This is a genomic window from Pseudomonas sp. LB3P14 (genome assembly GCF_054898045.1).
In genome coordinates this window covers 340,632-366,293 of the sequence record NZ_CM142714.1, presented here as the reverse complement: position 1 = coordinate 366,293, position 25,662 = coordinate 340,632, and the positions used below count along the sequence as shown (strand labels likewise).

The following is a 25,662-nucleotide window of genomic DNA, read 5'->3' as shown; positions in this document are numbered from 1 at the left end:
CACGGACATCACCCGCCATTCAGGAGCTTCACGTTTATGTTCAACTGCCAGGAGCGCCGAACAGCGCCGACGTACCGCCCATTATTACTGCCACTGTCGATTGCCTGCGGCCTCGCCTCGTTCAACACCGACGCCGCCGAAACCAGCTCACCTACCCTTAATACCGTGGTCGTCACGGGCAACCGTGGTACTGAGCAACGCACCGTCACCACTAGCCCGACACCCATCGACGTGGTGACCGGCGAACAACTGCGCTCGGTCGGCAAACCGAGCCTGTTGGAGGCGCTGAGCAAATTCATCCCCTCCTTCAACTTGCCCGACCGCGCGGGTTGGGATGCCAGCGGTGTGGTGCGATCGGCCACTCTGCGCGGGCTGACTGCCTCCCATGTGCTGGTACTGGTCAACGGCAAGCGTCGGCATACCAGCGCCACGTTGAATATCAACGGGATCAACAGCGGCGCGGCGCCCAGCGACCTTGACCTGATTCCGGTGGCGTCCATCGATCACATCGAGGTGCTGCGCGATGGTGCGGCCGCTCAATATGGCTCGGATGCCATCTCCGGGGTGATCAACATCATCCTCAAGCAGACCACCGGCGGCAGTTCCGATACGACCCTCGGCCAGGGCTACGACGGCAAACGCGGCACCGGGCAAGAAGCGCTCAACTATGGTTTTGAAGTCGGCGAAGCCGGTGTGCTCAATGTCTCGCTCGACACTCGCTATCAGGAGCGCGACAACAAGGCCGGCAGCAACGGCTACCGCTCGCACTACTATCCACTGGCCGATGGCTCACCCGACCCGCGTGAGGCCGACGCCAGCCATCACACCTACAAAGGCTATGGCCTGCCCCGCAGCCAACTGGCAGATGCCGCCTACAACCTCGACCTGCCACTGAACGATGCCGTAACGCTCTACTCGTTTTCGACCGTGGCCACGCGCGAGAACAACGACGGCCAGAACTTCCGTCTACCGAGCGGGCGCAACACCATCACCACCGGCCCCAATGGTTTTCCCGACGGTTACAGCCCTTACTGGCTGGTCAATGAAACCGACTTCCAGTCCGCGTTCGGGGCCAAGGGCGACAACATCGGCATCGGCGGTTGGGCCTGGGACCTGAGCAGCACGTACGGGCGCAACTACGCCAAGCAACGAACCTACGACAATCAGAACCCGTCACTGGGCGAAAACACGCCCAACAAATTCACCTCCGGCATTTACATCGCTGACCAGCTCACCAGCAACCTGGACCTGAAAAACAGCTACGAGATCGGGCTGGCCAAGCCATTGGATGTCGCTTTCGGCTTCGAGCATCGGCGTGAAAGCTACGAGACACGCGCGGGTTCCGAAGCTTCTTATATCGACGGTGGCTACGTGTTCCCGGCTGGCCATCCGCGTGCCGGGCAACGCCCCGATCCGGGCGCTCAGGTCACCAACGGTATTACCCCGGACGATGCGCAGAAGATCAGTCGTAACAGCGTCGCCAGCTACATCGACCTCGGCTTCTACCCCGTCGAGCAGTGGTACCTCGGCGTCGCGGCGCGCTACGAGCATTACAACGAAGGCGTCGGCGGTACTCGCAGCGGCAAGCTCAGCACCCGCTACAAATTCAACCCGGTGTTCTCGATTCGCGGCACCATCAGCAATGGCTTTCGCGCGCCGTCGTTGGCCAACGAGATCTTCACCGCACGCTCGACGGGGTTCGACACCATCAATGGCGTCTACCAGTCCTATAACTACGTGATCCTGCCGGTGGACTCGGCGGGCGCCCAGGCACTCGGGGCCAGCGCGTTGAAACCGGAACGCTCGACCAACTTCAGCCTCGGTTTCGCGTTAACACCCAGCGAAGACCTGAGCCTGACCGTCGATGGCTACGTGATCAACCTGCGCGACCGCCTGGTACTCAGCGAACGCTTCCAGGGTCCGGGCGTCGCCGCCCTGCTCGACAGCATCGGCGTGCCCGCCACCGCCGGGGCGCAGTACTTCACCAATGGCGCCAACACCCGTACCTCTGGGGTCGATGTGGTCGGTAACTACCGGCAGAACCTGAACCAGTTCGGCTCGGTGCGATGGACCGCGGCGCTGAACTACAACCACACGCAAATCCTCAGCGTCAACGAAACCCCGTCGCAACTCACGGCCCTGGGCAGCAACTTTCAATTGCTCGGCCGCCAGTCCCGAGCGCTGATCACCAAAACCTCACCCAGCAGCAAAATGATCTTCTCCGCCGACTGGGCGATCCACGACTTCGACGTCAACCTGCGATTGATCCGTTATGGCACCTATACCGAGGTCAACAGCTCAAGCGATCCGAGTCTGGACCGTTCCTATTCGGCCAAGTGGATCACCGATCTCGACGTGGCGTATGCGCTTACCAAACAGTTGACCGTCGCCGTCGGGGCACAGAACCTGTTCGACAAATACCCTGACCACATCGGCGTGCCCAACTCCTCGTTCGGCGATAACTGGGGCAGTTTTTCGCCGTTCGGCTTCACCGGCGGTTACTACTACACCCGCTTGCAGTACGCGTTCTGATGGCAGCGAGGGGGCAACGTACAGCTTGCAGCCCCCTGGCTTACCCCGATGTCGATCATCAAACCATCAACGGCGGCTCAAACGCCGTGACGGGCGGCAATGCTTGATCCCACTTCACGATCTGGACCGAGGCGGTTTGCGCCGAGCAGCCCTGGGACAGACTCGAAGCGCCGATATCGGCCGTGATCATGTTGGGATTGCCATGCTTTTCCAGGCTGTTTCGCTCGCCATGCTGCAACGGATCGAACCAGGCCCCGGTGGCGATTTGCACCACACCGGGGCGAATCGCCTCCGAGACGATCACCCCGGCCAGAAAGGCGCCACGCTCGTTGAACACCTTGACCACGTCGCCATCGACAAGGCCCCGAGCGCGCGCATCCTCGGTGTTGAGGGTCAGCGGTTCACGCTGCTGGATCTTCGAGGAGCGGCTGTACGCGCCGTGATCGTATTGACTGTGCAGGCGGGTTTTCGGTTGATTCGATAGCAGCTGCAACGGGAACTGCGCCACCGGTTTGTCCAGCCACACAGGATGACCGGGGCAATCGGCGTAACCAAAACCGGCGATGCGTTCGGAAAAGATTTCGATTCGTCCCGAAGGTGTTGGCAGGGGATTCGCGTCCGGGTCGTCACGGAAGGATTTGAGCAATACGGTATCGATTTCCGGATAATCGATCTCGAACAGCCCCTCTCGCCAGAACGTGTCGTAGTCCGGCAGCTCGATCCCATGATCCTGCGCCCTGCCCCGGGACTCGTCATAGGTAAAGCGCAGCCATGCCTCAGCGTCGCGACCTTCGGTGAAGGCCTGGCCGAAACCCAGGCGCTCGGAGACATCCGCGAAGATCGAATAATCGTCCCGGGATTCACCCACCGGCTCGATCGCCTGTTGCATGGCGATCATGAAGCGGTCCGAGGCGGAGCTGCCGATATCGTTGCGTTCCAGGGCCGTCGTCGCCGGTAGCACGATGTCCGAGTACTTGGCCTGGGCCGTCCAGAACTGCTCATGAACAACGATGGTTTCCGGGCGCTTCCAGGCGTCCAGTAAACGGTTGAGGTCCTGATGATGATGGAAGATGTTGCCCCCCGCCCAATAGACCAGGCGTATGTCTGGGTAATGCAGTTGCTTGCCGTTGTAGTCGAACGGCGCGCCGGGGTTGAGCAACATGTCGGTCACCCGCGCCACCGGAATGAAATCCTTGACCGGATTGATCCCTTGAGAAAAGCGCGGCCCGGAAAACGCTTTGCGACCGCTGCCGGTGTTGTTCATGCAGCCATAACCGAGGCCGAAGCCACCCCCCGGCAGGCCGATCTGCCCGAGCAGCGCGGCCAGGGTCACGGTCATCCAGAATGGCTGTTCGCCGTGCACCGAACGCTGCAGGGAATAGGCAATGTTGATCATCGTGCGTTGGCTGGCCATGCGCCGCGCCAGTTCGATGATTTGCTGCGCCGGAATGTCCGTCAGTGCCTGCGCCCACAACGGGTCTTTGGGCTGGCCGTCGGCATGCCCGAGCAAATACTCGCGAAACCGCTCATAGCCGACCGTGTAGCGCTGCACGAAGGCCTCGTTGTGCAAACCTTCGCTGACCAGCACGTAGGACAACGCCATCATCAGCGCGGTGTCACTGCCGGGGCGAACCGGCAACCATTGATTGTTTTTCGGCCCGGACAGATCGTCGCGCAAGGGACTGACGTTGACGAACTGCACGCCGGCCTCGGACATGTCTTCCAGCGCGCGGGACAACAGATGCTCGCTGGCGCCGCCGGGGCTGGTCTGGGCGTTTTTTGCCGGCAGGCCGCCGAAGGCAACGAACAACTCGCAATGCTGCGCCAGGTTTTTCCATGAGGTGTGCGCGGCCAGCAGCCAATCCATATTGCCGACGATGTGCGGCATCAACACCCGTCCGGCGCCAAGGCTGTAGCTGTCCATGCTGAACACATAGCCGCCGAACAGATTGAGGAAGCGGTGCAACTGACTTTGCGCATGATGGAAGCGCCCGGCACTGCCCCAGCCGTAGCTACCGCCGAAAATGGCCTGATTGCCATGTTCAGACTTGACCCGCTTCAGTTCTCTGGCGACCAGGTCCAGCGCAACGTCCCACGACACTTCGACGAAAGGTTCCTGTCCGCGCAGCTCGGGGTGGGCGCCGGGTTCGGCGAGATAACTGCGGCGCACAGCCGGCCGCATGATCCGCGTCGGTGATGTAATGGCTTCGGGAATAGAAGCACCGATGGGCGACGGATCCGGGTCCCACTCCACCGGGACCATGGCGTGCAGTTTTCCGTCGACGACCTGCGGGCGATACGCCCCCCAATGCAACGAAGTGAAACTCATGGTGCGATGTATTCCTATGGAATGTGGGCCCCCTTGTGGGAGCGAGCCTGCTCGCGAAGGCGGTGTGTCAGTCGATACCTATAGTGCCTGACACCCAGTCTTCGCGAGCAGGCTCGCTCCCACACGGGTACTTCGTTGTTTGGCAAACAGTGTTCGTTCAACCAATGATTACCAGCTCTCCCCCAACCCGAGCAAGCCCATGATCTGTCGTCGCAAGTCCACCAGATAAGGATCGTCGCGATGACGCGGATAAGGTCGCTCGATGGTCAGTTGTGCCTTGATCGCCGCCGGCCGGTCGCTGAACACGATCACCCGATTGGCCAGCAGCAAGGCTTCTTCAACATCATGGGTCACCAGCAGCGCGGTGTAGCCCTGGCGCTGCCACAGATCGATCAGTTCCTTTTGCATGGTGATGCGGGTCAGCGAATCCAGCTTGCCCAACGGCTCGTCGAGAATCAGCAGCCGGGGTTCGTTGACCAGCGCTCGGGCCAACGCGACGCGTTGCGCCATGCCACCTGATAACTGCCGCGGATACGCGCGAGCGAATTGTCGCAGACCCACCTTATCCAGTGCTGCATCGACCTTGGCGGAATGGGTTTTGAGCAGGCCTTGGGCCTCAAGTCCAAGGGCGACGTTGTCCCACACGCGCCGCCACGGGTAGAGCGTCGGGTCCTGAAACACCACAACCCGACTCGGGTCGGGCCCGGTAATCGGTGCACCATCGGCCAGCACCGTACCGGAGTCGGCCGGTTCCAGCCCTGCCACCAGTCGCAACAGCGTGGACTTGCCGCAGCCCGAAGGCCCGAGCAACGCGACGAATTCACCGGGTGCCACGTCGAGGGAAACCCGCTCCAGAACCGGCAAGCGCTGACCGTCCAGGGCAAAACCGTGACTCAATTTGTTAATGCGCAACGCCAGCCCCGCTGAAACCGGGGCGGTCGATGTGTGTGCCTGCGCTACCATTTCATCGCTCCTTTCTGCCAGGCCAACAGCCGGTCACGAATCAGGAACAGCGCGGAGATCAACCCCGAGCAGGCCAGAGCCATGATCAACAACGCCGCGTACATATTGGCGTAGGCCGCCCAACCCTGGGCCCATTGCAGGTACCAGCCGATGCCGGATTTGACGCCCATCATTTCCGCGACCACCAAGGTCGAGAACGAGGCGCCCAGCCCCATGAACAAACCGACGAATACGTGAGGCAACGCCGCCGGGATTGCCACTTTGAAAATCAGAAAGCCCTGCTTCGCGCCCAAAGTCCGCGCCACGTCGTAATAGGCTTTATCGACGCTGGCAACGCCCGACCACGTCAGCACCGTGACTGGAAACCAGGTCGCCAGGGCGATCAAGAACACGCTGGCACTCCAACTGGTGGGAAACAGAAAGAAGCACAGCGGCAACAATGCGGTCGAGGGCACAGGCCCGAGAATGCGCAAGACCGGGTGCAGCCAGTAGCCGATACTGCTCGACCAACCGATGGCCACCCCGGCCACAAAACCAGTCGCTGCACCCAGCGCCACACCCGTCCCCAGCAACAGTGCCGAATGCAGCAAGCTGTCAGCCAGGCGCGGCCAGTCTTCAACGTATACCGCGAGCAACGCTTGCGGCGGTGCGAAGAACGGCACCGGCAGCAGGCCCAGCTTGGCGGTGAGCAGTTCCCAGATCGCCAACAGAATCGGCAACGCGATCAACCAGGCGCCCGCGGCACGAATACGCGTGGCGACCTTCGCCGACCAGTGCCCGACGATGCCCAGCAGTCCAATCAATGTCGCCACGGCCAGGCACAGATTCGCCAGGCCCTGGGTCATCGGCCAAAGGCGCATGGCATTGGGCCAATAGCTGATCAACAGCGCGACCGCCACCCATGCCGTCACCGCCACCGCGCCTTGTCGCCAACGCTTGAGCGCCCGCTGCGTCGCCGGCGCGGCCAGTGTCGAAACCTCAGCTGAAGACATCGGCAGTGATCTCCTTGGCGAACTCGCCGGCGTTGGTGCTCTGGCGAATGACTTCCACGGTTTGCAGGTCGGTGACGTAGGTGGTGATTTCCTTGGTCAGCAGTGCCCCGACGGCGTGATGGCCGTGGGTATGGTCGTGCAGGATCGCCTCGACTTCTTCGGTCGAGGTATTCAGCGCATAGGCCTGGAAGCCCTTGGCCACGGCCTGGGGATTTTTCACCGAGTAATCGTGGGCCTCGAGAATCGCCTGGGTCAGGACCGCCGCCACGCGTTTTTCCTCACGCACCAGTTTGCCGGTGACGCCGACGACGCAGCAGCTGAGGTTGGCGTACTCTTCGACCAAATTGGTGGACAACTCCTGGGCTTTGCCGGACTTGATCAGGCGGTACATGAAGGGGTCACTGCCGCTGACCGCCTGGACTTCGCCGCGCTCCAGCGCGGTGCCCAACAGGTCGGCCGGGTACAGCCGCCAGTCCACATCACGCACCGGATCGATACCGTGCTTTTTCAGCAGGATCGAAAAGAAATTACGGTCCGGGCTGGCCATGTCGGTGACGCCGATGGTTTTGCCTTTGAGGTCTTCGAGTTTGAGCACGTTGCCATTGACCGCACTGAGCAAGCGCAGGCAACCGCCGTGAGTACCGGCGGTGAGCTTGACGTCGAAGCCCTGCTCCAGAGCCTTGAGCCAACGCAATGCCATGCCGACGCCGGCATCGGCCTTACCCGTGGCGATGGCTTCGAGCAACACTTCGGTGGAGTTACCAAAGTTGACCAGCTCGACATCGAGGTTGTGTTTCTTGAAGAAGCCTTGTCCATGGGCGATGACCACCGGCGCCAGGCAAACCGCATTAAGGTTGACCGCCAGTTTCAGCGCGCGCGGTGTGTCCAGGCGGATGAAGTCGCCCGCGCCTGTGGGCTCGCTGGCGCCATCGACAGCATGTCCGGCGTGTTCATCGGTCGCCCAACTGGAGCGCGGCAACGACATCAGCAGCGGGCTCGCCAGGGCGACGCTGGCCAGACCCAGCAGGTGACGACGGGTCAATCGATCGAAAACAGCCATTCAAGTATCCCTTTGGTGGGTAGAGGTGTTCAGTCCTTTAGCTCGCCGAGCCCCAAGTGCTCACGCAAGGTCGAGCCTTCGTAAGCGCGGCGAAACAAGCCTTTGCGTTGCAAATGGGGGATCACGCTTTCGACGAATTCGCTGAACGACCCCGGCAGGTAACCCGGCGAAATCACGAAACCGTCGCAGCCTTCGCCCAGGAACAGCTCGGCCAGTTGATCGGCGATTTGCGCGCCGGTGCCCACCAGCTGCGGCACGCGAACGCTGCTGGCGAAAATCCGCCCCAGTTGCTCCAGCGTGGTATCGGCGCCTTGCATCAGCAGCTTTTCGGCGGCCGCAGGATGGATCAGCGGCGATTGGGCGATCTCGGCCAGCGTCGCCGATAACGGAAACGGTGACAGGTCGACATTCAGTTGTGAGGCCAGCGTGACCAGCCCCAATTCGGGACGCGCCAGGGCGTTATGCCGGTCACGCTTGGCCCGCGCTTCGGCTTCCGTGCCGCCAATAAACGGCATGACCGCCGTCAGCACTTTGCAGCTGTCGGCCTCGCGTCCTTGTTGCACGACCTGCGCCCGCACGTCGTCACGGAAGGCGCGCATGGCGCTCAAATGCGGGTGAATGGTGAAGATCGCCTCGGCCCAACGCGCCCCGAAACGCCGGCCACGACCGGACGAGCCGGCCTGGATCAGCACCGGTCGCCCCTGAGGCGTGCGCGGGATGTTCAGCGGCCCTTCGACCTTGAACCACTCGCCTTGGTGCTGCACCGAATGGATCTTCGACGGATCGGCCAGCACCCCGCTTTCGCGGTCGAGCTTGAGCGCGTCCTCCCCCCAACTGCGCCACAGTTTCAACGCCACTTCGACGAATTCGTCGGCGCGGTCGTAACGCAGGGCATGCTCCAGGTGCTTGTCCTTGCCGAACAGACGCCCTTCGCTGTCGTTCATCGACGTGACGATATTCCACGCGGCACGCCCCTTGGACAGGTGATCCAGGGTGGCGAACTCCCGGGCGATATGCGCCGGTTCGTAATAGGTGGTGGAACGGGTCGCCCCCAGCCCCAGCTTGCGGGTTTGCCCGATCAAGTAAGACAGGATCGGCAAGGGGTCCAGGCGTGTCGCGTCCTGGGCGCCATAACGCAAGGCCAGATCCCGGGAGCCGCCCATCTGGTCACCGACCGCGAGGCGATCGGCGAAGAACAGAAAGTCGAACAACCCCTCCTCTACCACTTTGGCGACACGCGCGTAGTACTCGGGCTCGAGGTAATTGCCAACGGTTTGCGGATGACGCCACACCGCGTGACTGTGGATGACCGGCCCGGTCAGCAAGAAGGCGGACAGGTGAATTTGACGACTCATGGCAACGCTCCCTTACTTCGCCTTCGGCGTCCAGACAGCGATGTCGGAAACCTTCAGCGGCTTGGGCGTGAGCTTCGCTGCGTAATAGGTGTCGGCGATGCGTTGCTGCTCGGCCAGGTCATCGACCTTGACCGGGACGATGTCGTAGCTGCGGCGAGTGTTTGCCAGCTCAACCGTGGCGGGCGGAATGTTGCCCCACACCGGTCCGAGAATCTTCGCGGCCTCTTGCGGGTGCGCTTTGACCCACTGCCCGGTCTCGCGCAGGGTATCGAAGGTGACTTGCAACACGTCTGGGTGCGCGTTGGCGAACTTCGTGGTCGCCAGGTAAAAGCGGTTGTAGTTGGCCACTCCGTCCTTGCCATCGGCCAGCACGCGCACGTGATGATCCAGTTGTTGGGTCGCCAGGAACGGGTCCCAGATCGCCCATGCATCGACACTGCCGTTGGCGAATGCAGCCCCGCCATCCGGTGCTTCCAGGTAACGCGGGGTGATGTCTGCGAGGGTCAGCCCGGCTTTTTTCAACGCGGAAATCAGCAGGAAGTTACTGCCCGAGCCTTTGGAGACCGCGACAGTCTTGCCCTTTAGATCGGCGATGCCATGAATCGGGGAGTTGTCCTGAACGATGATCGCCTGGGCGCTGGACGACGGATTTTCCCGGGCGTAGTAGGTCAGCGGCGCATCGGCAGCCTGGGTGAACAGCGCGAAGGCATCCGCCACGTCGGCATGCAAATCGACACTGCCGGCGTTCAGCGAGCTGAGCAGGCCGGTGCTGAATTCATGCCAGTTGACGGTGAAGCCCAAGGGTTTCAGACGCTCTTCGAGCTGGCCGTTCTGCTTGAGCAGAATCCATAAAGTCGAGGAACGCTGGTAGCTGATATCGATGGCTTGTTGTGCATGAGCCCCCGCTGCGGCGAACAACAGACTGGCGGCGACAATGAGCTTTTTCAACTTCATGAAAGGCCTTGGTATGGGTGGGAGAATCCGCACTGAGCGCAGAGCGGCCTTCAAAGTGCCTTTCCTGAGACAACAATAAAAGGAATAAATAACTATTTATTTATTCCTGAATCGAATATTAAGGAACCACTAAGCTAATACCTAAAAATTATTTAAAGAATGATTTTTAGAACCCTATGATTCATGGCAGATAGCCCTTCTCTCCTGCTGAATGCCGAGCGTGCCATGTCAAAGTCCACCAAAAATGCTGAAGCGAAACTCCGTCGTCCGGTACTGGCCGGCCTGGTCGTTGCGCTGGCCTTGTCATTCACCCTCCCGGCCCAGGCCCGGGAAACGGTACGAATCGGCTACCAGAAGTCATCGACCCTCATCACCTTGTTGAAAACACAAGGCACGCTGGAAAAAACCCTCGCGCAGAAGAACATCGATGTGAGCTGGCATGAGTTTTCAAGTGGTTTGCCACTGCTGGAAGCGCTGAATGTGGGCAATGTCGATATCAGCGCTGACGTCGCAGACACCGTGCCGATTTTTGCTCAGGCCGCGCAGGCCAAACTGACCTATTTTGCGCAAGAGGCGCCCTCGCCTTCAGCCCAGGCGATCGTCGTACGCGAGGATTCGCCCCTCAAGCTACTGTCGGATTTGAAAGGCAAGAAAGTGGCGGTCACCAAGGCGGCCGGATCCCACTATTTGCTGATCGCCGCCCTGAAGAAAGCAGGCCTGGAGTTTTCGGACATCCAACCGGCCTACCTGTCGCCCGCCGATGGCCGTGCGGCCTTCGAGAACAACAAAGTTGATGCCTGGGTCACGTGGGAACCCTTCCTCACCAGCGCGCAACGTCAACTGCCGACGCGCACCCTGGCTGACGGCGCAGGCCTGGCCAGTTACAAACGCTACTACCTGACCAGCACCAGCTACGCCAAGGCGCATCCCGACGTCCTCAAGCTTGTTTACGATCAACTGCACAAGACGGGTGACTGGGTAAAAACCAACCCACGTGACGCGGCGCAAATACTCAGCCCGTTGTGGGGCAACCTTGATGTGGCAACAGTCGAGACGGCCAACACCCATCGCAGCTACCAGGTACAGCCGGTGAAAGGCGATCAATTGGGTGAGCAGCAGAAAATCGCCGATGCTTTTTTTGCCGCGGGTTTATTACCCAAGGCAGTGGATGCGAAAGACGTCGATATCTGGAAGCCGTGAGGACACCCTCAAGGAACGAACCTCAGCCTGCACCCGGTTTACGGACGAGTGATTGATCATGGTCAATACTTAGAGACTGGATGTACGTCGCACGAGCCGCACGTCGGGCGGCTAATCCACGGGAGGTTCGTCATGTCTGGTCAATCCCGCTTCATGCTGGTTGCATCACCGCTGATGGAACACAGCCCTGCTTTCGACAGGGCCGCTGCGCTGGCCAAGGCCGAAGACGCCGCGCTGCACATCGTCGCCTTCGATTACCTTGAAGGCCTGGCGACCGCCAGTCTGGTCAACGAAAAGGCCCTGGAACAGATGCGCCTGGGCTACGTCGATCGCCATCGCCAATGGCTTGAGGAACAGGCTCGCCCCTTGCGCAAAATCGGTGTGCACGTCACCACCGAAGTGGCTTGGGTCGAACGCCCATTGGAAGAAATCCTGATTCACCTCAAAGAGCAGCCGATGGACGTGCTGATCAAGGCGCTGGAGCACGAATCACTGCTGTCGCGGCTGATGTTTACCCCGCTCGATGTGCATTTGCTGCGCGAATGTCCGGTGCCGCTGCATTTCGTGAGCCACGCCGTGCACGCCTTGCCGCGAAAGATCGTCGCGGCGGTCGACCCCTTTCATCGCGATGACCATTACAAAACCTTCAACGACCGAATTCTTCACGAAGCGGCGAAACTGGCGAGCGCCTGTAATGCCGAGCTTGATGTGGTCTACGCCTATGACCTTTCATCCATCAGCGCCGACGAGTTCGGCTTCGACAACGGTTCGGCGTTCTTCTCGTCGGGTAAGGCCAAGACCGTGTTCGATTACCAGGAGGATGCCTTCAACGAACTGGCCGAGCGCAACGGCATCGCACCGGAGCAGCGACACATGATCATGGGTAACCCGGCCAAGGTCCTCACCCGCTATGCCGATGCCTTTGACGTCGACGTGATTGTCATGGGCCGGATCGGCCATCGCGGCATGGGCCGACTGATCGGCAGTACGGTGGAGCATCTGCTGTACAAAATGCCATGCAGCGTTTGGGTGGTGTACACCGAGCGGCTGGATGAGTGATTGCTCTCCCAGACACCATTATCCAATGTGGGAGCGAGCCTGCTCGCGAAGAGGCCATTACATTCAACATTGATGTTGAGTGAACGACCGCCTTCGCGAGCAGGTCGGATGCCGCACCGTCGCTCCCACAGGGGTTTTGTGTTGGCAGTTCAGCGCCGGGTGATGACTACTTCCAGGTATTCACTCGGCACCACCAGCGACTTGTCTCCCGCCCGGTTCAAGCGGTTCAACAGTTCGGTCAGGTCCTTTTCCAGGGCCTCGGCACCCTCGGGAGGCAGCGCCAGGAACACCTTGTGGACTGGGCCGTACCAGTTGCGGAACGTGTCGATGAAGTGCGCGGCCGAGCGGTAGCGGAAGTTGAAGTGCTTGCGAGTGATCTGGACCAGGAAGTTGCGCTCGTCGAAGTGCGAGTGCAGCCAGGCTTCGGTGCCCCACTGCGAAGGCGGTTGTGCGCCTGGCGGTGGCGGCATGTGGCGGCCCAGGGTCTTGAACATCTGGCCGACGAAACCTTCGGGTGTCCAGTTGGCCAGGCCGATCCGGCCTCCGGGTCGACAGACTCGCGCCAGTTCCGCGGCGGCCTTGGGTTGGTCCGGCGTAAACATCACACCGAAGGTCGACAGCACGACATCGAAGCTGGCGTCCTCAAAGGGCAGCGCCTCGGCGTCGGCCACCTGGAAGGTGACTTCCAGGTGTTCTGCCCTGGCCCGGTCCTCGCCGCGCTCCAGCAGCGCGGCCACATAGTCGGTGGAGGTGACGTGGCATCCACGCCGCGCGGCAGCGAGTGTCGCATTGCCGTTACCGGCGGCCACATCGAGCACGCGTTCATCGCAGAGCAGGTCGCAGGCTTCGGCGAGCTGTTCGCCGACGATCTGCAACTTGGTGCCGATCACGGCATAGTCGCCACTGGCCCAAGCGGCCATCTGACGGTTTTTCAGGGCAGTAAGATCAATGGGTGTACTCATGGAGACGGTCTCCCTCGCGGGTTGGAACACGGACCAGAATCTGACGGATGATCAATCCGCCGTAGTGGGGTCGATGACGCTCATGACTCGGGAAACGCTGTTGGCTGGAAAACCTCCCTGCCGGGCGTGCTCCCTGATGAGTTCCTCATGCGGCGCGATGTACACGCAGTAAATCTTGTCGCCGGTGACGTAACTCTGAACCCATTGTACCTCTGGCAGATCGCGCAAGACCCTGCAGGACTTTTGCGAGATCGCTTTCAAATCCCTTTCTGACAGTGTTCCAGCGCCCGGGATCTCGCGTTCTATGACGAACTTCGGCATGGCAACCTCTCATTCTTGTTATTGATGACAGGGTCGGCAGACCCTGTGTGCCAACTATCGCGCCGGGCAACGCTGGCGTCCTGCCCGATCGTCGGCCAACCCTGTCCGATCGTCCGGAGATTTCACGCTCTGGCGCGACAGGCTCACAATCAAGCTCACCACCAAAAGCAGCCCGCCAACACGGGAAAACCATCATGGACGCCTTGTCCCAGACGTTGCGCGTTGTCCGCCTGGTCGGCGCGATTTTCATCAATGCCAGGTTCACTGCACCCTGGTGCTACCAGTCGCCGAGCGCCGACACGGCGGCGCCGTTTCTGGAGCCCGGCGCCGAACGCGTGGTGATCTTCCACTTGATCACCGAAGGCGAGTGCTATGTCGAACTGGGCAATGATCCCCCGCTCCTGCTAACGGCCGGCGATGTGGTGGTTTTCCCTCAGGGAGACGCCCATCGCATGAGCTCTAAACCGGGGCTCGCGCCCGCCACGGGTGCGCGGCTGGACGTGGTGCTTGCGCGCCGCCCACGGCAGTTGAGTTATGGCGGTGGCGGCGCGGTAACGCGTCTGGTGTGCGGCTATCTGGCGTGCGATACACGGTTGGCTGGGATGTTGCTGACCGGATTGCCGGCGGTGGTCCGGGTCAATGTACGCGGCTCGAATGCCGGTATCTGGCTGGAGTCGTCGGTCCGTTATGCGCTGGCCGAAGCGCGCTCGCCCCGCCCCGGCGGCGAAGGTGTGCTGGCGAAACTGGCTGAGGTGTTGTTTATCGAAGTGCTGCGCCTGTACATGCACGAACAGGGCGAAGGGCGTACCGGTTGGCTGGCGGGTGTAGGCGACCGGATTGTCGGCGCCGCCCTTAACGCGTTGCACAAAAAACCTTGTCACGCCTGGACGCTGGATGAACTGGCGCGCACGGCCGGTACTTCAAGATCGGTGTTGGCGGAACGCTTTCAGCAACTGGTGGGGAGTTCGCCGATGCAGTACCTGACGCAATGGCGCATGTTGCTGGCGGCCAACCTGTTACGCAGCAGTAACAGTTCATTGATGCGGATCGCCGAAGAGGTGGGCTACCAGACCGACACGGCGTTCAGCCGGGCCTTTCGTCGTGAGTTCGGAGCACCACCAGCGGCGTGGCGGCGCAGTCAGGAGAAAAAACCAATGGCCCACGGCGCGTAGCCTGTGAGCCATTGACTTGAAGCATCACGCAGCGGGCGCTTTGGCCTCTTCCAGCAACTGCTGAATCACTTTCTCCTGAGTCTCGTAACTGCCTTCACCAAAGTGGGTGTAACGCACCTGGCCCTTGGCATCGATCAGGTAGTGAGCGGGCCAGTACTGGTTGTCGAAGTTGCGCCAGATTGCGTAGTTGTTGTCGATGGCCACCGGGTAGGTGATGCCGAGCTTTTTCACCTGATCCTTGACGTTGCCGATGATGCGTTCGTAACCGTATTCAGGGGTGTGCACGCCGATCACGACCAGGCCGTCCTTCTCGTATTTTTTCGCCCAGTCCTTCACGTAGGGCAAGGTGTGCTGGCAGTTGATGCAGTCGTAGGTCCAGAAGTCCACCAGCACCACTTTGCCTTTCAGCGAATCATTGCTGAGTGCCGGCGAGTTGAGCCATTCGACCGCACCGGACAGCGACGGCATGGCGCCTTTGGCGTTGTCCATGGACGAGTCTGCCTTGACCTTGCTGACGAAGTAATCGACGACTTTCGGTACGGTTTCCAACACACGTTGTTCAACCGTGGTGACGCCTTCGGACGAGGTGCCGGCCAGCAGTGTTTTGTCGGCGCCGGTGGAAATCACCGCCGCAGCCGCCAGCACCGCAACACCCGCGCCACGACGCAGCCAACCGGTGACCGGGATCGACGCTTTCAAGCGATTGACCAGACCGCGACCGGCGAAGATCAAGGTGCCCAGGGACAATGCGCTACCCAGGCCGTACGCCACCAGTAACAGGCTGGTTTGAGCGTTTGCACCTTGCAGCATGGCGCCCGTGAGGATGACCCCGAGGATCGGCCCGGCACACGGTGCCCAGAGCAGGCCGGTGGCGACACCGATCATGACCGAACTCAACGGGCCGGACATTTTGCGGGTGTCGGGGTCGATGCGATTGCCCAGCGCCACGAAGGGACGGGCCAGCCAGTCACCGACACGGGCGGAAATCAGCGACAGGGCGAACAGCACCATCACGATCAGCGCTACGTGGCGACCGGTGTTGTTGGCTTGTACCACCCACTCGCTGCTGACCACGGCCAGGCTGGAGATCAGGGCAAAGGTCAGGACCATGCCGCCGAGGGTGAGCAGGATCGAGGAACGTGTACGTTTAACACCGGCGAACAGGAACGGCACGACCGGGAGGATGCAAGGGCTGAGGACGGTCAATATGCCGCCCAGGAAAGCGATGAGAAACATGGTTGTCACCTTGAAAATGGCGGTTAGGATTCGAAATCCACCCCTCACCCTAACCCTCTCCCCAGAGGGGCGAGGGGACTGACCGAGTGATTTGGTAGAAATTTCGCGACCTGAAAGTCCGAGTCGAACTCAGATTTTGAAAAGCATGGAGATCGGCTCCCTTTCCCCCTCTCCCCCGTGGGGAGAGGGCTGGGGTGAGGGGTGGCTCTCACTGACACCCTCAAGCAGTCTGGTTATCCATCAACTGCCCCTGCGGCGTCCGGCTGGAACCATCCTGCGCCAGAAAGTCGTTCCCGCCCTTCTCCGCCACCGGCGTCAGCTGAAAGCACGTCGCGCTGCCACAGCTTTTTTGTTCAACAGCAGCGTTAGCATGGGCGGCGGCGCCGGCTACGGAGAAGGCAATGGCAGTCAAATAGCGGCTTACGTTGTTCATGATGTTCTTCCTGTTTCAAATGGGGTTGGCGTTGGATGGCCGAAGCACTCAGTTGTCTGAGTTGCAACTGTCAGCCACTTTGCGGTAGTCCAGAACCTGGGTTTTGTTATGGGAATCCAGGTAGGTCAGCTGGGCATCCACAACCCCACAGGAAGGCGAGGCGTCCTGTTTCAACGACACCACTTTCTTGATGTCCAGGTGCGTGCCGTAGGTGTAGGTTTTAGGCGTGACATCGGCTTCGGCGCGGGCCGACAAGGTGCAGATGTTCAGGGCGGCAAACAGGCAAGCGGCGTAGACGGCTTTGGTGTTCATGGTGGTTCCTCAAGGCTTCAATAGATCAATCGTTTATTGGGCCGAGGCGGCTTGGCTTGCCTCGATGGAACCTATTAAATGCCCGCGAGGTATCCCGACTGTGTCAAGAACAGGCGCGTGTAAATCGGTACGTATCAAAGCCGGGCCGGGATACAGAGCGATACAAAAGCCCTGAAAATTAGTGTTTTTGCGTCCGCGTGTATCCGTCGTCACGCCAGATACACTGCAATACAAAGGGCTGCGGGCGAACGGGCCAAGGCTCGATAGACTGCTCGACATCCCCCATCTACAGAGGTCTGGCCAAATGGAACACGTCGATCACATTCTCATCGTGGACGATGACCGCGAGATCCGAGAGCTGGTAGGCAACTACCTCAAGAAAAACGGCCTGCGCACCACCGTCGTGGCGGATGGACGGCAAATGCGCGCCTTCCTGGAGTCCACGCCGGTGGACCTGATCGTGCTCGACATCATGATGCCGGGCGACGATGGCCTGATGCTGTGCCGTGAGTTACGCGCCGGCAAACACAAGGCCACGCCGGTGCTGATGCTCACCGCGCGCAACGATGAAACCGACCGCATCATCGGCCTGGAAATGGGCGCCGACGATTACCTGGTCAAGCCGTTCGCAGCTCGTGAATTGCTCGCCCGAATCAACGCCGTGCTGCGCCGCACGCGGATGCTGCCGCCCAACCTGGTGGTCACCGAAAGCGGTCGCCTGCTGGCCTTTGGGCGCTGGCGACTGGACACCTCGGCCCGGCACTTGCTCGATGACGACGGCACGATGGTCGCGCTCAGTGGCGCGGAATATCGGCTGCTGCGGGTGTTCCTCGATCACCCTCAGCGGGTGCTCAATCGCGATCAATTGCTGAACCTGACCCAAGGCCGCGACGCCGATCTGTTCGACCGTTCCATCGACTTGCTGGTGAGCCGTTTGCGTCAGCGCTTGCTGGACGATGCCCGCGAACCGGCCTACATCAAAACCGTGCGCAGTGAAGGCTATGTGTTTTCCCTGCCGGTGGAAGTCCTCGGGGCGCCCTCATGAAACGCTCGATTCGTTGGCCCCGCACCCTGGCCTCGCGACTGTCGCTGATCTTCCTGATCGGCTTGATTCTCGCGCAGGCACTGTCCTTCGGCGCGCAGTACTACGAGCGATACGAAAGCACGAAGAACACCATGCTGGGCAATCTGGAAACCGACGTCTCGACCTCCATCGCCATCCTCGACCGCTTGCCGGCCGAAGAACGCATGAGTTGGCTGCAACAACTGGATCGACGCAACTACCGCTATTTGTTGAACGAAGGCTCGCCGGGCATGCCCATGAGCGATTCGCCCATAGCGATGACGTCGATCAAAGAGGCCATCGGCAAGGATTACCCGATGACGGTGACCGACATCCCCGGGCCGAATAAACATTTTCAGGTCCACCTGAAACTGGCGGACGGCAGCCCGCTGACCATCGACGTGCGACCCTCGATGCTGCCGTTGTCGCCGTGGTTACCCATCGTGTTGCTGGGGCAACTGGCACTGATGCTCATCTGCACCTGGCTGGCCGTAAGAATCGTCATTCGCCCCCTCACCCGCCTGGCTCAGGCCGTGGAGACCCTGGACCCCAACACCCATGCGGTGCACCTGGATGAAAAAGGCCCGACCGAAGTCGCGCATGCCGCCATGGCCTTCAATTCGATGCAGGCGCGCATCGCCGCTTACCTGAAGGAGCGCATGCAACTGCTGGCGGCGATTTCCCACGACCTGCAAACCCCGATCACCCGCATGAAACTGCGCGCCGAATTCATGGATGACTCTGCCGAGAAAGACAAACTCTGGAATGATCTTGGCGAGATAGAACACCTGGTGCGCGAAGGCGTGGCCTATGCCCGCAGCGTTCATGGAGCCACCGAGGAAAGTCGCCGCACCCATCTGGATTCGTTCCTCGACAGCCTGGTGTTCGACTATCAGGACATGGGCAAAGACGTGCAGCTCGGTGGCAAAAGCGACACGGTGATCGACACCCGTCCGCACGCCTTGCGGCGGGTACTGGTGAACCTGACGGACAACGCACTGAAGTTCGCGGGTGCCGCCGAGTTGTGGGTGGAAGCGAAGGCTGACGGCAGTTTGTCGGTGAAGGTGATGGATCGCGGGCCAGGGATTGCCGAGGAGGAATTGGCTCAGGTGATGGAACCGTTTTATCGCGTGGAGAACTCGCGTAACCGCAGCACCGGTGGGACCGGGTTGGGCTTGGCGATTGCGCAGCAGTTGGCTATCGCGATTGGTGGGTCATTGACGTTGAGTAATCGTGAGGGGGGTGGGTTGTGTGCGGAGCTAAAATTACCGGCTCGGTAGCTGATCGTTCCCACGCTCCGCGCTCATCGTTCTACACAACTCTCGATGAGCGCACGCTGGGCGTCTAATGCGATAACAAACTCACGTATTCGTTGCATCCCTATCCACATGGCCTTGGGGCCGGGAGGTCCGTCATTTTTACGCCCCAAGTAGCCTCCCAGGCTCGTGACCAGTAAAACCATTTCTCCTAAAGAAGGGGGCGCAGTGGGCGGTTGGCACCGTTTGACCACGATATAGGCTGCTTTCCACTCCGAAGCCTCAAACACCATCTCGCAGCTTAGATCGGGACAAGCACGTCCCAGCATCAGGCTGTACAGCACACGCCAGGTCGTGATCAGGTACAAACCAATGCAGGGCAACAACCGTTCCTCGGTCTCCAGCTGCAATCGACTGACCTGACAACCATTCTTCAGCACATTGAAAAACACTTCGATAGACCAGCGTACCCCGTACCACTCAACCACGGTGCTCGCCTGCTCCAGGCTAGTGACCGGCAGACTGGTCAGCAGCAGCCACTCCAGAGGTTCAACACCGTCTATGGCGTTTTCTTCACGGGCCAACACAGCATTGATCGAGACGCTGGGCAATTTATAACCCGGCCTGTCGGGGGCACGCAGGGTCACGGTTGCCGCGCGCAAGGTGACATCAGCCAGTCGGGCGGGGCGCTGGGGACGAGCTTTGACTTCAACCTTGAGTGTTCCCAAGGACGGTGCCTGATCCAGTGCCGACCACAACTTCCCGTTGTCAGCCCCCAGCAAGCGCCTGTCTTGAGCCGCCCGCACGATCCATTGGGCCCGGGTGTCTGGACTGAACTCTTGATGATCAACAAACCATTCGTACAGATCGCCCTCAGCATCGGCGAGGTTGACCACCAGGGTCTGCGGTAGCTGCCCCTGAATCGCGCAACTGGTTTGATAACTGTCAATCCAGCGCTGACTCTCTTTCTCATCAATCCCTTTATCTCGGCGCTCATGGCGGGGGCTCGGTTTATCGCGGCTCCACCACTGAGCATCGACGACGCCCAGACAAATACGTTCGGGGGTAAAGGCAATGGTTGGGTGCAGACGTCGAGAAAACTTCTTCTGCGCCTTGATCGTGCCCATCCCTTTGGGACCGAGATTGACCCATTTGTCCATCTCGGTCGTGTCTTGCGCCAACAGCACCACGGGACTGCTTTGCATCCGTTGCAGGGTCGCGTCCTGATGGGGCCGCAACACCTTCTGGAACGTGACTTTCTCATTATCAAGAAATCGATAAGCCGCCGTGGTTTCTGCCAGCCCTCGACAAGCGGTCGGGATGCTGTTGCCGGGATGATCGGCTAGGCGTCCTAAAAAGCTGGCGAGCCTGGCATTTAAACGGCCATCACCCAAGTCGGCGGTTTTCATTTCGTCCTGTGCCCAATTCAATCTTCGTTCTCCATTTCTTCGAGTTTCAAAAATACTTGAAAACAGAGTTATGTAGAACGATGAGCGCTCCGCGTGGGAATGCAGCCCGGGACGCTCCGCGTCCCTAAAGCGGACGCGGAGCGTCCGGTGAGGCATTCCCACGCAGAGCGTGGGAACGATCAACACTAGTGACGCGGAGCGTGGGAACGATCATGCTACCGCGCCCAAAACCCCTTCTTCATGCATCTGCTGCAGTAATGCCAAGCCGCTCTCCATAAACTCCAGCGACCCAGCCATCCCCGCCTCCACCGCCAACCCTTCCAGCTGCGCACGTCCATCCAGTTGAGGAAACGCCTCAATCCGCTGCAACAACCGCCACGCCAACGGACTCAACTCGGAGAACTTCACACTCCAATCCTCAGCTCGACGAACCAACAGCAACGTCGGCTGAGCCGGCGCCAACTCTGGTCGGTAATCCGGCCCCACCAACTGCACCGGCCAGGCATACGCCAACGGCCAGGCCAGCGGCGACACCAGCAACGGTCGGTCCAGCAACAAACCGGCATCGCTCAACGGCAACGGCTCGGCCTCGGATTGTTGCAGCGCCATCTCAACCCACTCGTAATGCGCCAGCTCCACCATGAATGGCGGCCACGACCCTTCGCTCAACGCATGCGGTTCCGAGGCCAGGAACTCGACAAACTCCTTGGCGATCTCACCGAATTTCGGCGTGTGCGCACGGTAGTCCCGCAGGAGTATCCGCACCAGCGAACGCCAGCCATCATCGCCCAGAATCTTCACCAACACCGGAAAGGTACCGCTGAGCAGCGATGACTGGTTGGAGAACACCAGGTCGCGGTAAACCTGCGCCCGTGCCACGTCCATTTCAGCCGGTGGCGCGCAATGATCGGGATCGCGCAGGTAAAGGCCCAAGGTGTTTTGCTGCTGAAACAGACTCGGCTTATCCACGGTTCACCCTCTCGGTTTGCAGGCGGCGAATGGTCTGCAACTCAGTGACCAGTTCGGAAAATGCCGGAAAGTTGAAATCCCGTTCCAGCAGTGTCGGTTGCGCGCCGAATCGAGCGTAAGCCTCAGCCAGCAACGACCAGACCACCGGTTTCACCGAAGCGCCGTGGGTGTCGATTTTCAACGTGTCGGACTCATCGAAATGCCCGGCCACGTGCATGGCAACCATCCGGCCCGAATCGATGCCGGCCAAAAAGCTCCGCGGATCGAAACCATGATTGATCGAGTTGACGTAGACATTATTGACGTCCAGCAGCAGGTCGCAATCGGCTTCGCGCAGCACCGCGTTGGTGAAGGTCTGCTCGTCCATGTCCTGCTGTGGCGCGGCGTAGTAGGAGACGTTTTCCACCGCCAGACGCCGACCCAGAATGTCCTGGGCCTGGCGAATTCGCGCGGCGACGTGGTGCACCGCTTCTTCGGTAAAGGGCAACGGCAGCAGGTCGTAAAGGTGACCGTCATCGCTGCAATAGCTCAAATGTTCGCTGTACAGCGGCACGTTGTAGTGATCGAGAAAAACCCGAACCTCCTGCAGAAACCCGACGTCCAGCGGTGCCGGGCCGCCCAATGACAGAGACAAGCCATGACAGGACAACGGATAACGCTCGGCCAGGGTTCGTAATGCATGGCCATGAGCGCCGCCGATGCCGATCCAGTTCTCCGGCGCGACTTCCAGAAAATCAAAATCGCCCTCGCGGGCTGCCTGGAGGTCCTTCATTAAACCGCGACGCAAGCCGAGCCCGACGGTCGCCTTCGCTGAGGTGGTGGGAGTTTGCATGATGTCGATCTCAATGATTGCCAGAACGGAATCACAGTTAATCGAAGCGGTGTATCGAGTCTGTGTTCCGCTCTGGCAGAAAACGGCGGCGGTTGTATCGCCAGCGGGTCCGTACACACTTTGGTACAGACCCATGGGTTGGCGTTACGGCAAGTCGTACTTCTCGCGCACCAGATGGCCAATGCCGATGCGGTCCAGCACGTTCATCGGGCACAGGAACGTCACGCGGACGGTGCCCGGCATTCATCGGCCGGGCAGATCAACACGCAGCTCTCGCGGATCGAGTTGGTGTCCATGTGGCCGTCGGTCTTGGCCGCGTGCAGTTCTTCGCGGGTCATGCCAAAGCGGTGCGGCGCATTAATCAGGTATTGGCCAAAATCGGCGCAGTTGTGGGAGTCGGGCAAATCACGGGACGGCGTGGTGCCGATGTTGCCGAGGAACGGACGCATGTGCGCCGCCACACCGGGTATGTCGGCGCGTGCCAGGGACAGGATCGAATGTTGCGCGGCGAATTCCGGCAGCGCCGACATCTCGCAGGCGTTACCGGCCAGTTGATTGGCGACGTCCTGATTGACGGTCAGGCTGACCTGATTCTGCGCGTCGAATACGATCACGTAACCGTGGCTGAAGCGAAATGCGCTGACCTCGGCGCCACAGTTGTTACAGCGAATCGCGTCCTCGCCGATGCCTTCGACATGGCTGGCCGGATGCTCGGGTGCCGCACGTGGCGCAGAATTTGGAAACGAACGGATCGCCGTGCTAGCGACCTTCAACGTAGCTCATCACCCCGGACGAGGTGGCGAGGTTTGTATCTCGTCTGTGTACGGCAGTGCCACGGTGTTCGGGGGAACTGTATCGAGAAGCCCGTTAGATACAGTGCAATACACGCAGTACACGAATCCCTTGTGGGAGCGAGCCTGCTCGCGATAGCGGTGTTTCAGTCGACAAAGATGTTGCCTGACCCACCGCTATCGCGAGCAGGCTCGCTCCCACAGGGGTGTTAGTGTCAGTCAGGGAGATGTGGCTTTCGTCGCTCCAGGCAGCGGTACTCGGACCCCGGACTAGACTTACTGCACGCAGGGCGTGCTTATCGTCCTGTTCATTCCCACGACCACCGCCCAGAGGTGAACGCCTCGAAAAACAAGGCTTCTGGACCGTGATCCTGCTGAAGGAGCACACGTGATGGACGAGGCCAGACTCAATGATTTCATGGGCAAACTGGTGAACGACATGGGCGGCGCGGCGATGCTCGCCAATGTCATCCTCGGCGAAGAACTCGGACTGTACCGGGCCATGGCCGACAGTCAGCCAGTCACCCCTGAAGCCCTCGCCGAAAAAACCGGCTGCAACCCCCGCTTGCTGCGCGAATGGCTCAGCGCCCACGCCGCTTCCGGTTACATGGAACACACTGACGGACAGTTCCGCCTGCCCGAAGAGCAAGCCCTGGCGCTGGCGATCGAAGATTCGCCGGTCTATATAGCGGGCGGCGTCGGGGTGGTCGCGTCGTTTTTCCATGACAAGGACAAACTGGTCAACGCCATGCGCGGCAACGGTGCCCTCGCCTGGGGCGATCACCATCCATGCATGTTCAGCGGTACGGAGCGTTTCTTCCGGCCCGGTTACAAAGCGCATTTGATCGCCGAATGGTTACCAGCCCTCGACGGGGTGGTCGCCAAACTGGAGGCCGGTGCCAAAGTGGCGGACATCGGCTGCGGGCATGGTGCGTCCACCGTGATCATGGCCCAGGCGTTCCCGGACTCGCGGTTCGTCGGGTTCGACTACCACGCGCCCTCCGTCACGGTCGCCACCCAGCGCGCCGAAGAAGGCGGTGTGACAGGGCGTGCGCGATTCTTCCAGGGCACAGCAAAAAGCTTCCCCGGCGACGACTATGACCTGGTCTGCTATTTCGACTGCCTGCACGACATGGGCGATCCGGTGGGTGCGGCACGACACGCTTATGACGCGCTGAAACCGGACGGCTCGGTGTTGCTGGTGGAACCGTTCGCCAACGACTCGCTCGACGACAACACCACCCCCGTTGGTCGGTTGTTCTACGCCGCCTCGACCTTCATCTGCACCCCGAACTCGCTGTCCCAGGAAGTCGGCCTCGGGCTCGGCGCCCAAGCGGGCGAGGCGCGTCTGCGCAAAGTCTTCACCGAGGCGGGGTTCAAGACGTTCCGTCGGGCCACGGAAACACCGTTCAACCTGATTCTGGAGGCGCGGAAATAACCATCGCAAATGTAGGAGCACGGCTTGCCGGCGATGGTGCCCTGAAGATCGCCATCGCCGGCAAGCCGTGCTCCTACAGGGTGATTGGCAAATGCTACCCTGCATACACTCATGGCCCTCCGGAGTGTTGAACATGCTCGACAGTCTCATCCACGAACAACTCGACCGCCTCCAGCAGCTAATGGCTGACCAGCCGTTTGTTGTCCTGACCGGCGCCGGCATCAGCACCCCGTCGGGCATTCCGGACTACCGCGACAACCAAGGCGTGCGGCGTGGACGGCAACCGATGATGTATCAGGAGTTTCTCTGCGCCCCCGAATCCCGGCGGCGCTATTGGGCGCGAGCGATGCTCGGTTGGCCACGGGTGCGCCAGGCTCAGCCGAACGTGGCCCACGAGGCCTTGGCCAGTTTGCAAAGTGCGCAGCAGATCAGCGGGTTGATCACTCAAAACGTCGACACCCTGCACGACCAGGCTGGCAGCCATGACGTCATCGAACTCCACGGCAGCCTGCACCGGGTACTGTGCCTGGACTGCGGGAAGCGCAGCGAACGGGATTCGATCCAGCAACTGATGGAAGTGCAAAACCCCTATCTGGCCGGAGTGGACGCGGTGCAGGCACCGGATGGCGATACCCTGCTCGACGCGGCTTTTGAAGCGCGCTTTCAGGTGCCGCATTGTCCGCACTGCGCAGGGGAACGGATGAAGCCGGACGTGGTGTTTTTTGGCGAGAACGTGGCGCAGGCGACGGCGGCCAAGGCAATGGCTGCCGTCGAAAAGGCGGCGGGATTGTTGGTGGTCGGGTCTTCGTTGATGGCGTATTCGGCGTTTCGGTTGTGCCGGGCGGTGGCGGATCAGGGGAAGCCGTTGATTGCGATTAATTTGGGCAAGACTCGGGCGGATGACATCCTTGATTTGAAGATAGAGGCCTCGTGTGAGCAGCTTTTACCCCTACTGACGCAGCGTCTCTCACTCTGATCGTTCCCACGCTCCGCGTGGGAATGCCTCAACGGACGCTCCGCGTTC

22 protein-coding genes and 1 pseudogene are annotated in these 25,662 nt (G+C 60.6%); 8 read left to right on the top strand and 15 right to left on the bottom strand.

Annotated features, from left to right (window positions below):
• Positions 1-36 precede the first annotated feature (36 nt).
• Positions 37-2,532, top strand: coding sequence for a TonB-dependent receptor plug domain-containing protein (locus tag ACYZT5_RS01745; protein ID WP_462049506.1), 2,496 nt, complete (start codon positions 37-39; stop codon positions 2,530-2,532).
• A 58-nt stretch (positions 2,533-2,590) separates the two neighbouring features.
• Here the strand turns inward: ACYZT5_RS01745 and ACYZT5_RS01740 are convergent, their stop codons facing one another.
• The 6 genes from ACYZT5_RS01740 to ACYZT5_RS01715 form a co-directional block, all read right to left on the bottom strand.
• Positions 2,591-4,861 (bottom strand): molybdopterin guanine dinucleotide-containing S/N-oxide reductase, encoded by a 2,271-nt coding sequence (locus ACYZT5_RS01740; protein ID WP_462049505.1) that lies wholly within the window; start codon positions 4,859-4,861, stop codon positions 2,591-2,593.
• Positions 4,862-5,029: 168 nt separating this feature from the next.
• Entirely contained in the window at positions 5,030-5,824 is a 795-nt protein-coding gene (locus tag ACYZT5_RS01735) for an ABC transporter ATP-binding protein (protein WP_462049504.1), read from the bottom strand.
• Positions 5,818-6,816 (bottom strand): ABC transporter permease, encoded by a 999-nt coding sequence (locus ACYZT5_RS01730; protein ID WP_462049503.1) that lies wholly within the window; start codon positions 6,814-6,816, stop codon positions 5,818-5,820. The genes ACYZT5_RS01735 and ACYZT5_RS01730 overlap by 7 nt, the downstream gene beginning before the upstream one ends.
• Positions 6,803-7,876: an ABC transporter substrate-binding protein gene (locus ACYZT5_RS01725; protein ID WP_462049502.1), complete on the bottom strand. Its 1,074-nt coding sequence runs from the start codon at positions 7,874-7,876 to the stop codon at positions 6,803-6,805. Before ACYZT5_RS01725 ends, ACYZT5_RS01730 begins: the two co-directional genes overlap by 14 nt.
• 29 nt (positions 7,877-7,905) lie before the next feature.
• Positions 7,906-9,231, bottom strand: coding sequence for an LLM class flavin-dependent oxidoreductase (locus ACYZT5_RS01720; protein WP_462049501.1), 1,326 nt, complete (start codon positions 9,229-9,231; stop codon positions 7,906-7,908).
• Between the two features lie 12 nt (positions 9,232-9,243).
• Positions 9,244-10,185: an aliphatic sulfonate ABC transporter substrate-binding protein gene (locus tag ACYZT5_RS01715; protein WP_462049500.1), complete on the bottom strand. Its 942-nt coding sequence runs from the start codon at positions 10,183-10,185 to the stop codon at positions 9,244-9,246.
• 225 nt (positions 10,186-10,410) lie between these two features.
• Between ACYZT5_RS01715 and ACYZT5_RS01710 the strand changes: the two genes are divergently transcribed.
• Together ACYZT5_RS01710 and ACYZT5_RS01705 are read left to right on the top strand one after the other, a co-directional pair.
• The gene (locus ACYZT5_RS01710) at positions 10,411-11,385 is read left to right on the top strand and encodes an aliphatic sulfonate ABC transporter substrate-binding protein (protein WP_462049499.1); all 975 of its coding nucleotides are present in this window, start codon (positions 10,411-10,413) and stop codon (positions 11,383-11,385) included.
• Positions 11,386-11,517: 132 nt separating this feature from the next.
• Positions 11,518-12,444: a universal stress protein gene (locus tag ACYZT5_RS01705; RefSeq protein ID WP_462049498.1), complete on the top strand. Its 927-nt coding sequence runs from the start codon at positions 11,518-11,520 to the stop codon at positions 12,442-12,444.
• A gap of 149 nt (positions 12,445-12,593) precedes the next feature.
• Here ACYZT5_RS01705 and ACYZT5_RS01700 read toward each other — a convergent pair whose 3' ends face one another.
• The gene (locus tag ACYZT5_RS01700) at positions 12,594-13,406 is read right to left on the bottom strand and encodes a class I SAM-dependent methyltransferase (RefSeq protein ID WP_462049497.1); all 813 of its coding nucleotides are present in this window, start codon (positions 13,404-13,406) and stop codon (positions 12,594-12,596) included.
• A 51-nt stretch (positions 13,407-13,457) separates the two neighbouring features.
• A complete protein-coding gene (locus ACYZT5_RS01695) occupies positions 13,458-13,727 on the bottom strand; it encodes a DUF4242 domain-containing protein (RefSeq protein ID WP_462049496.1) in 270 nt (89 codons plus the stop codon).
• Positions 13,728-13,921: 194 nt separating this feature from the next.
• On the opposite strand from ACYZT5_RS01695, the gene ACYZT5_RS01690 reads away from it, so the two are divergent.
• A complete protein-coding gene (locus ACYZT5_RS01690) occupies positions 13,922-14,899 on the top strand; it encodes an AraC family transcriptional regulator (protein WP_462049495.1) in 978 nt (325 codons plus the stop codon).
• A gap of 24 nt (positions 14,900-14,923) precedes the next feature.
• Here the strand turns inward: ACYZT5_RS01690 and ACYZT5_RS01685 are convergent, their stop codons facing one another.
• From ACYZT5_RS01685 to ACYZT5_RS01675, 3 genes are all read right to left on the bottom strand, one after another.
• Positions 14,924-16,135 (bottom strand): cytochrome c biogenesis protein DipZ, encoded by a 1,212-nt coding sequence (locus ACYZT5_RS01685; protein ID WP_462049494.1) that lies wholly within the window; start codon positions 16,133-16,135, stop codon positions 14,924-14,926.
• Positions 16,136-16,355: 220 nt separating this feature from the next.
• A complete protein-coding gene (locus ACYZT5_RS01680) occupies positions 16,356-16,568 on the bottom strand; it encodes a hypothetical protein (protein ID WP_462049493.1) in 213 nt (70 codons plus the stop codon).
• A 48-nt stretch (positions 16,569-16,616) separates the two neighbouring features.
• The gene (locus ACYZT5_RS01675) at positions 16,617-16,880 is read right to left on the bottom strand and encodes a DUF2790 domain-containing protein (RefSeq protein ID WP_462049492.1); all 264 of its coding nucleotides are present in this window, start codon (positions 16,878-16,880) and stop codon (positions 16,617-16,619) included.
• Between the two features lie 304 nt (positions 16,881-17,184).
• Between ACYZT5_RS01675 and ACYZT5_RS01670 the strand changes: the two genes are divergently transcribed.
• Together ACYZT5_RS01670 and ACYZT5_RS01665 are read left to right on the top strand one after the other, a co-directional pair.
• Complete coding sequence (locus tag ACYZT5_RS01670) at positions 17,185-17,925, top strand: response regulator (RefSeq protein WP_128869984.1); 741 nt, start codon at positions 17,185-17,187, stop codon at positions 17,923-17,925.
• Complete coding sequence (locus tag ACYZT5_RS01665; protein WP_462049491.1) at positions 17,922-19,223, top strand: sensor histidine kinase; 1,302 nt, start codon at positions 17,922-17,924, stop codon at positions 19,221-19,223. The genes ACYZT5_RS01670 and ACYZT5_RS01665 overlap by 4 nt, the downstream gene beginning before the upstream one ends.
• A 23-nt stretch (positions 19,224-19,246) precedes the next feature.
• Here the strand turns inward: ACYZT5_RS01665 and ACYZT5_RS01660 are convergent, their stop codons facing one another.
• The 4 genes and pseudogenes from ACYZT5_RS01660 to ACYZT5_RS01645 all read right to left on the bottom strand — a co-directional run.
• Positions 19,247-20,608, bottom strand: coding sequence for an IS4 family transposase (locus ACYZT5_RS01660; protein ID WP_462047420.1), 1,362 nt, complete (start codon positions 20,606-20,608; stop codon positions 19,247-19,249).
• A gap of 210 nt (positions 20,609-20,818) precedes the next feature.
• Positions 20,819-21,577 carry an HvfC family RiPP maturation protein gene (locus ACYZT5_RS01655; RefSeq protein ID WP_462049490.1) on the bottom strand — a complete coding sequence of 253 codons (759 nt, stop codon included), beginning with the start codon at positions 21,575-21,577 and terminating at the stop codon, positions 20,819-20,821.
• Positions 21,570-22,409 (bottom strand): HvfB family MNIO-type RiPP peptide maturase, encoded by an 840-nt coding sequence (locus ACYZT5_RS01650; protein ID WP_462049489.1) that lies wholly within the window; start codon positions 22,407-22,409, stop codon positions 21,570-21,572. The genes ACYZT5_RS01655 and ACYZT5_RS01650 overlap by 8 nt, the downstream gene beginning before the upstream one ends.
• A 251-nt stretch (positions 22,410-22,660) precedes the next feature.
• Positions 22,661-23,225 (bottom strand): annotated as a pseudogene (locus ACYZT5_RS01645) (acetamidase/formamidase family protein); the annotation flags it as partial.
• 366 nt (positions 23,226-23,591) lie between these two features.
• Between ACYZT5_RS01645 and ACYZT5_RS01640 the strand changes: the two are divergent.
• On the top strand, positions 23,592-24,638 hold the full coding sequence (locus ACYZT5_RS01640; protein ID WP_462049488.1) for a class I SAM-dependent methyltransferase: 1,047 nt from the start codon (positions 23,592-23,594) through the stop codon (positions 24,636-24,638).
• Between the two features lie 133 nt (positions 24,639-24,771).
• A complete protein-coding gene (locus ACYZT5_RS01635) occupies positions 24,772-25,614 on the top strand; it encodes an NAD-dependent protein deacetylase (protein ID WP_462049487.1) in 843 nt (280 codons plus the stop codon).
• Positions 25,615-25,662 lie beyond the last annotated feature (48 nt).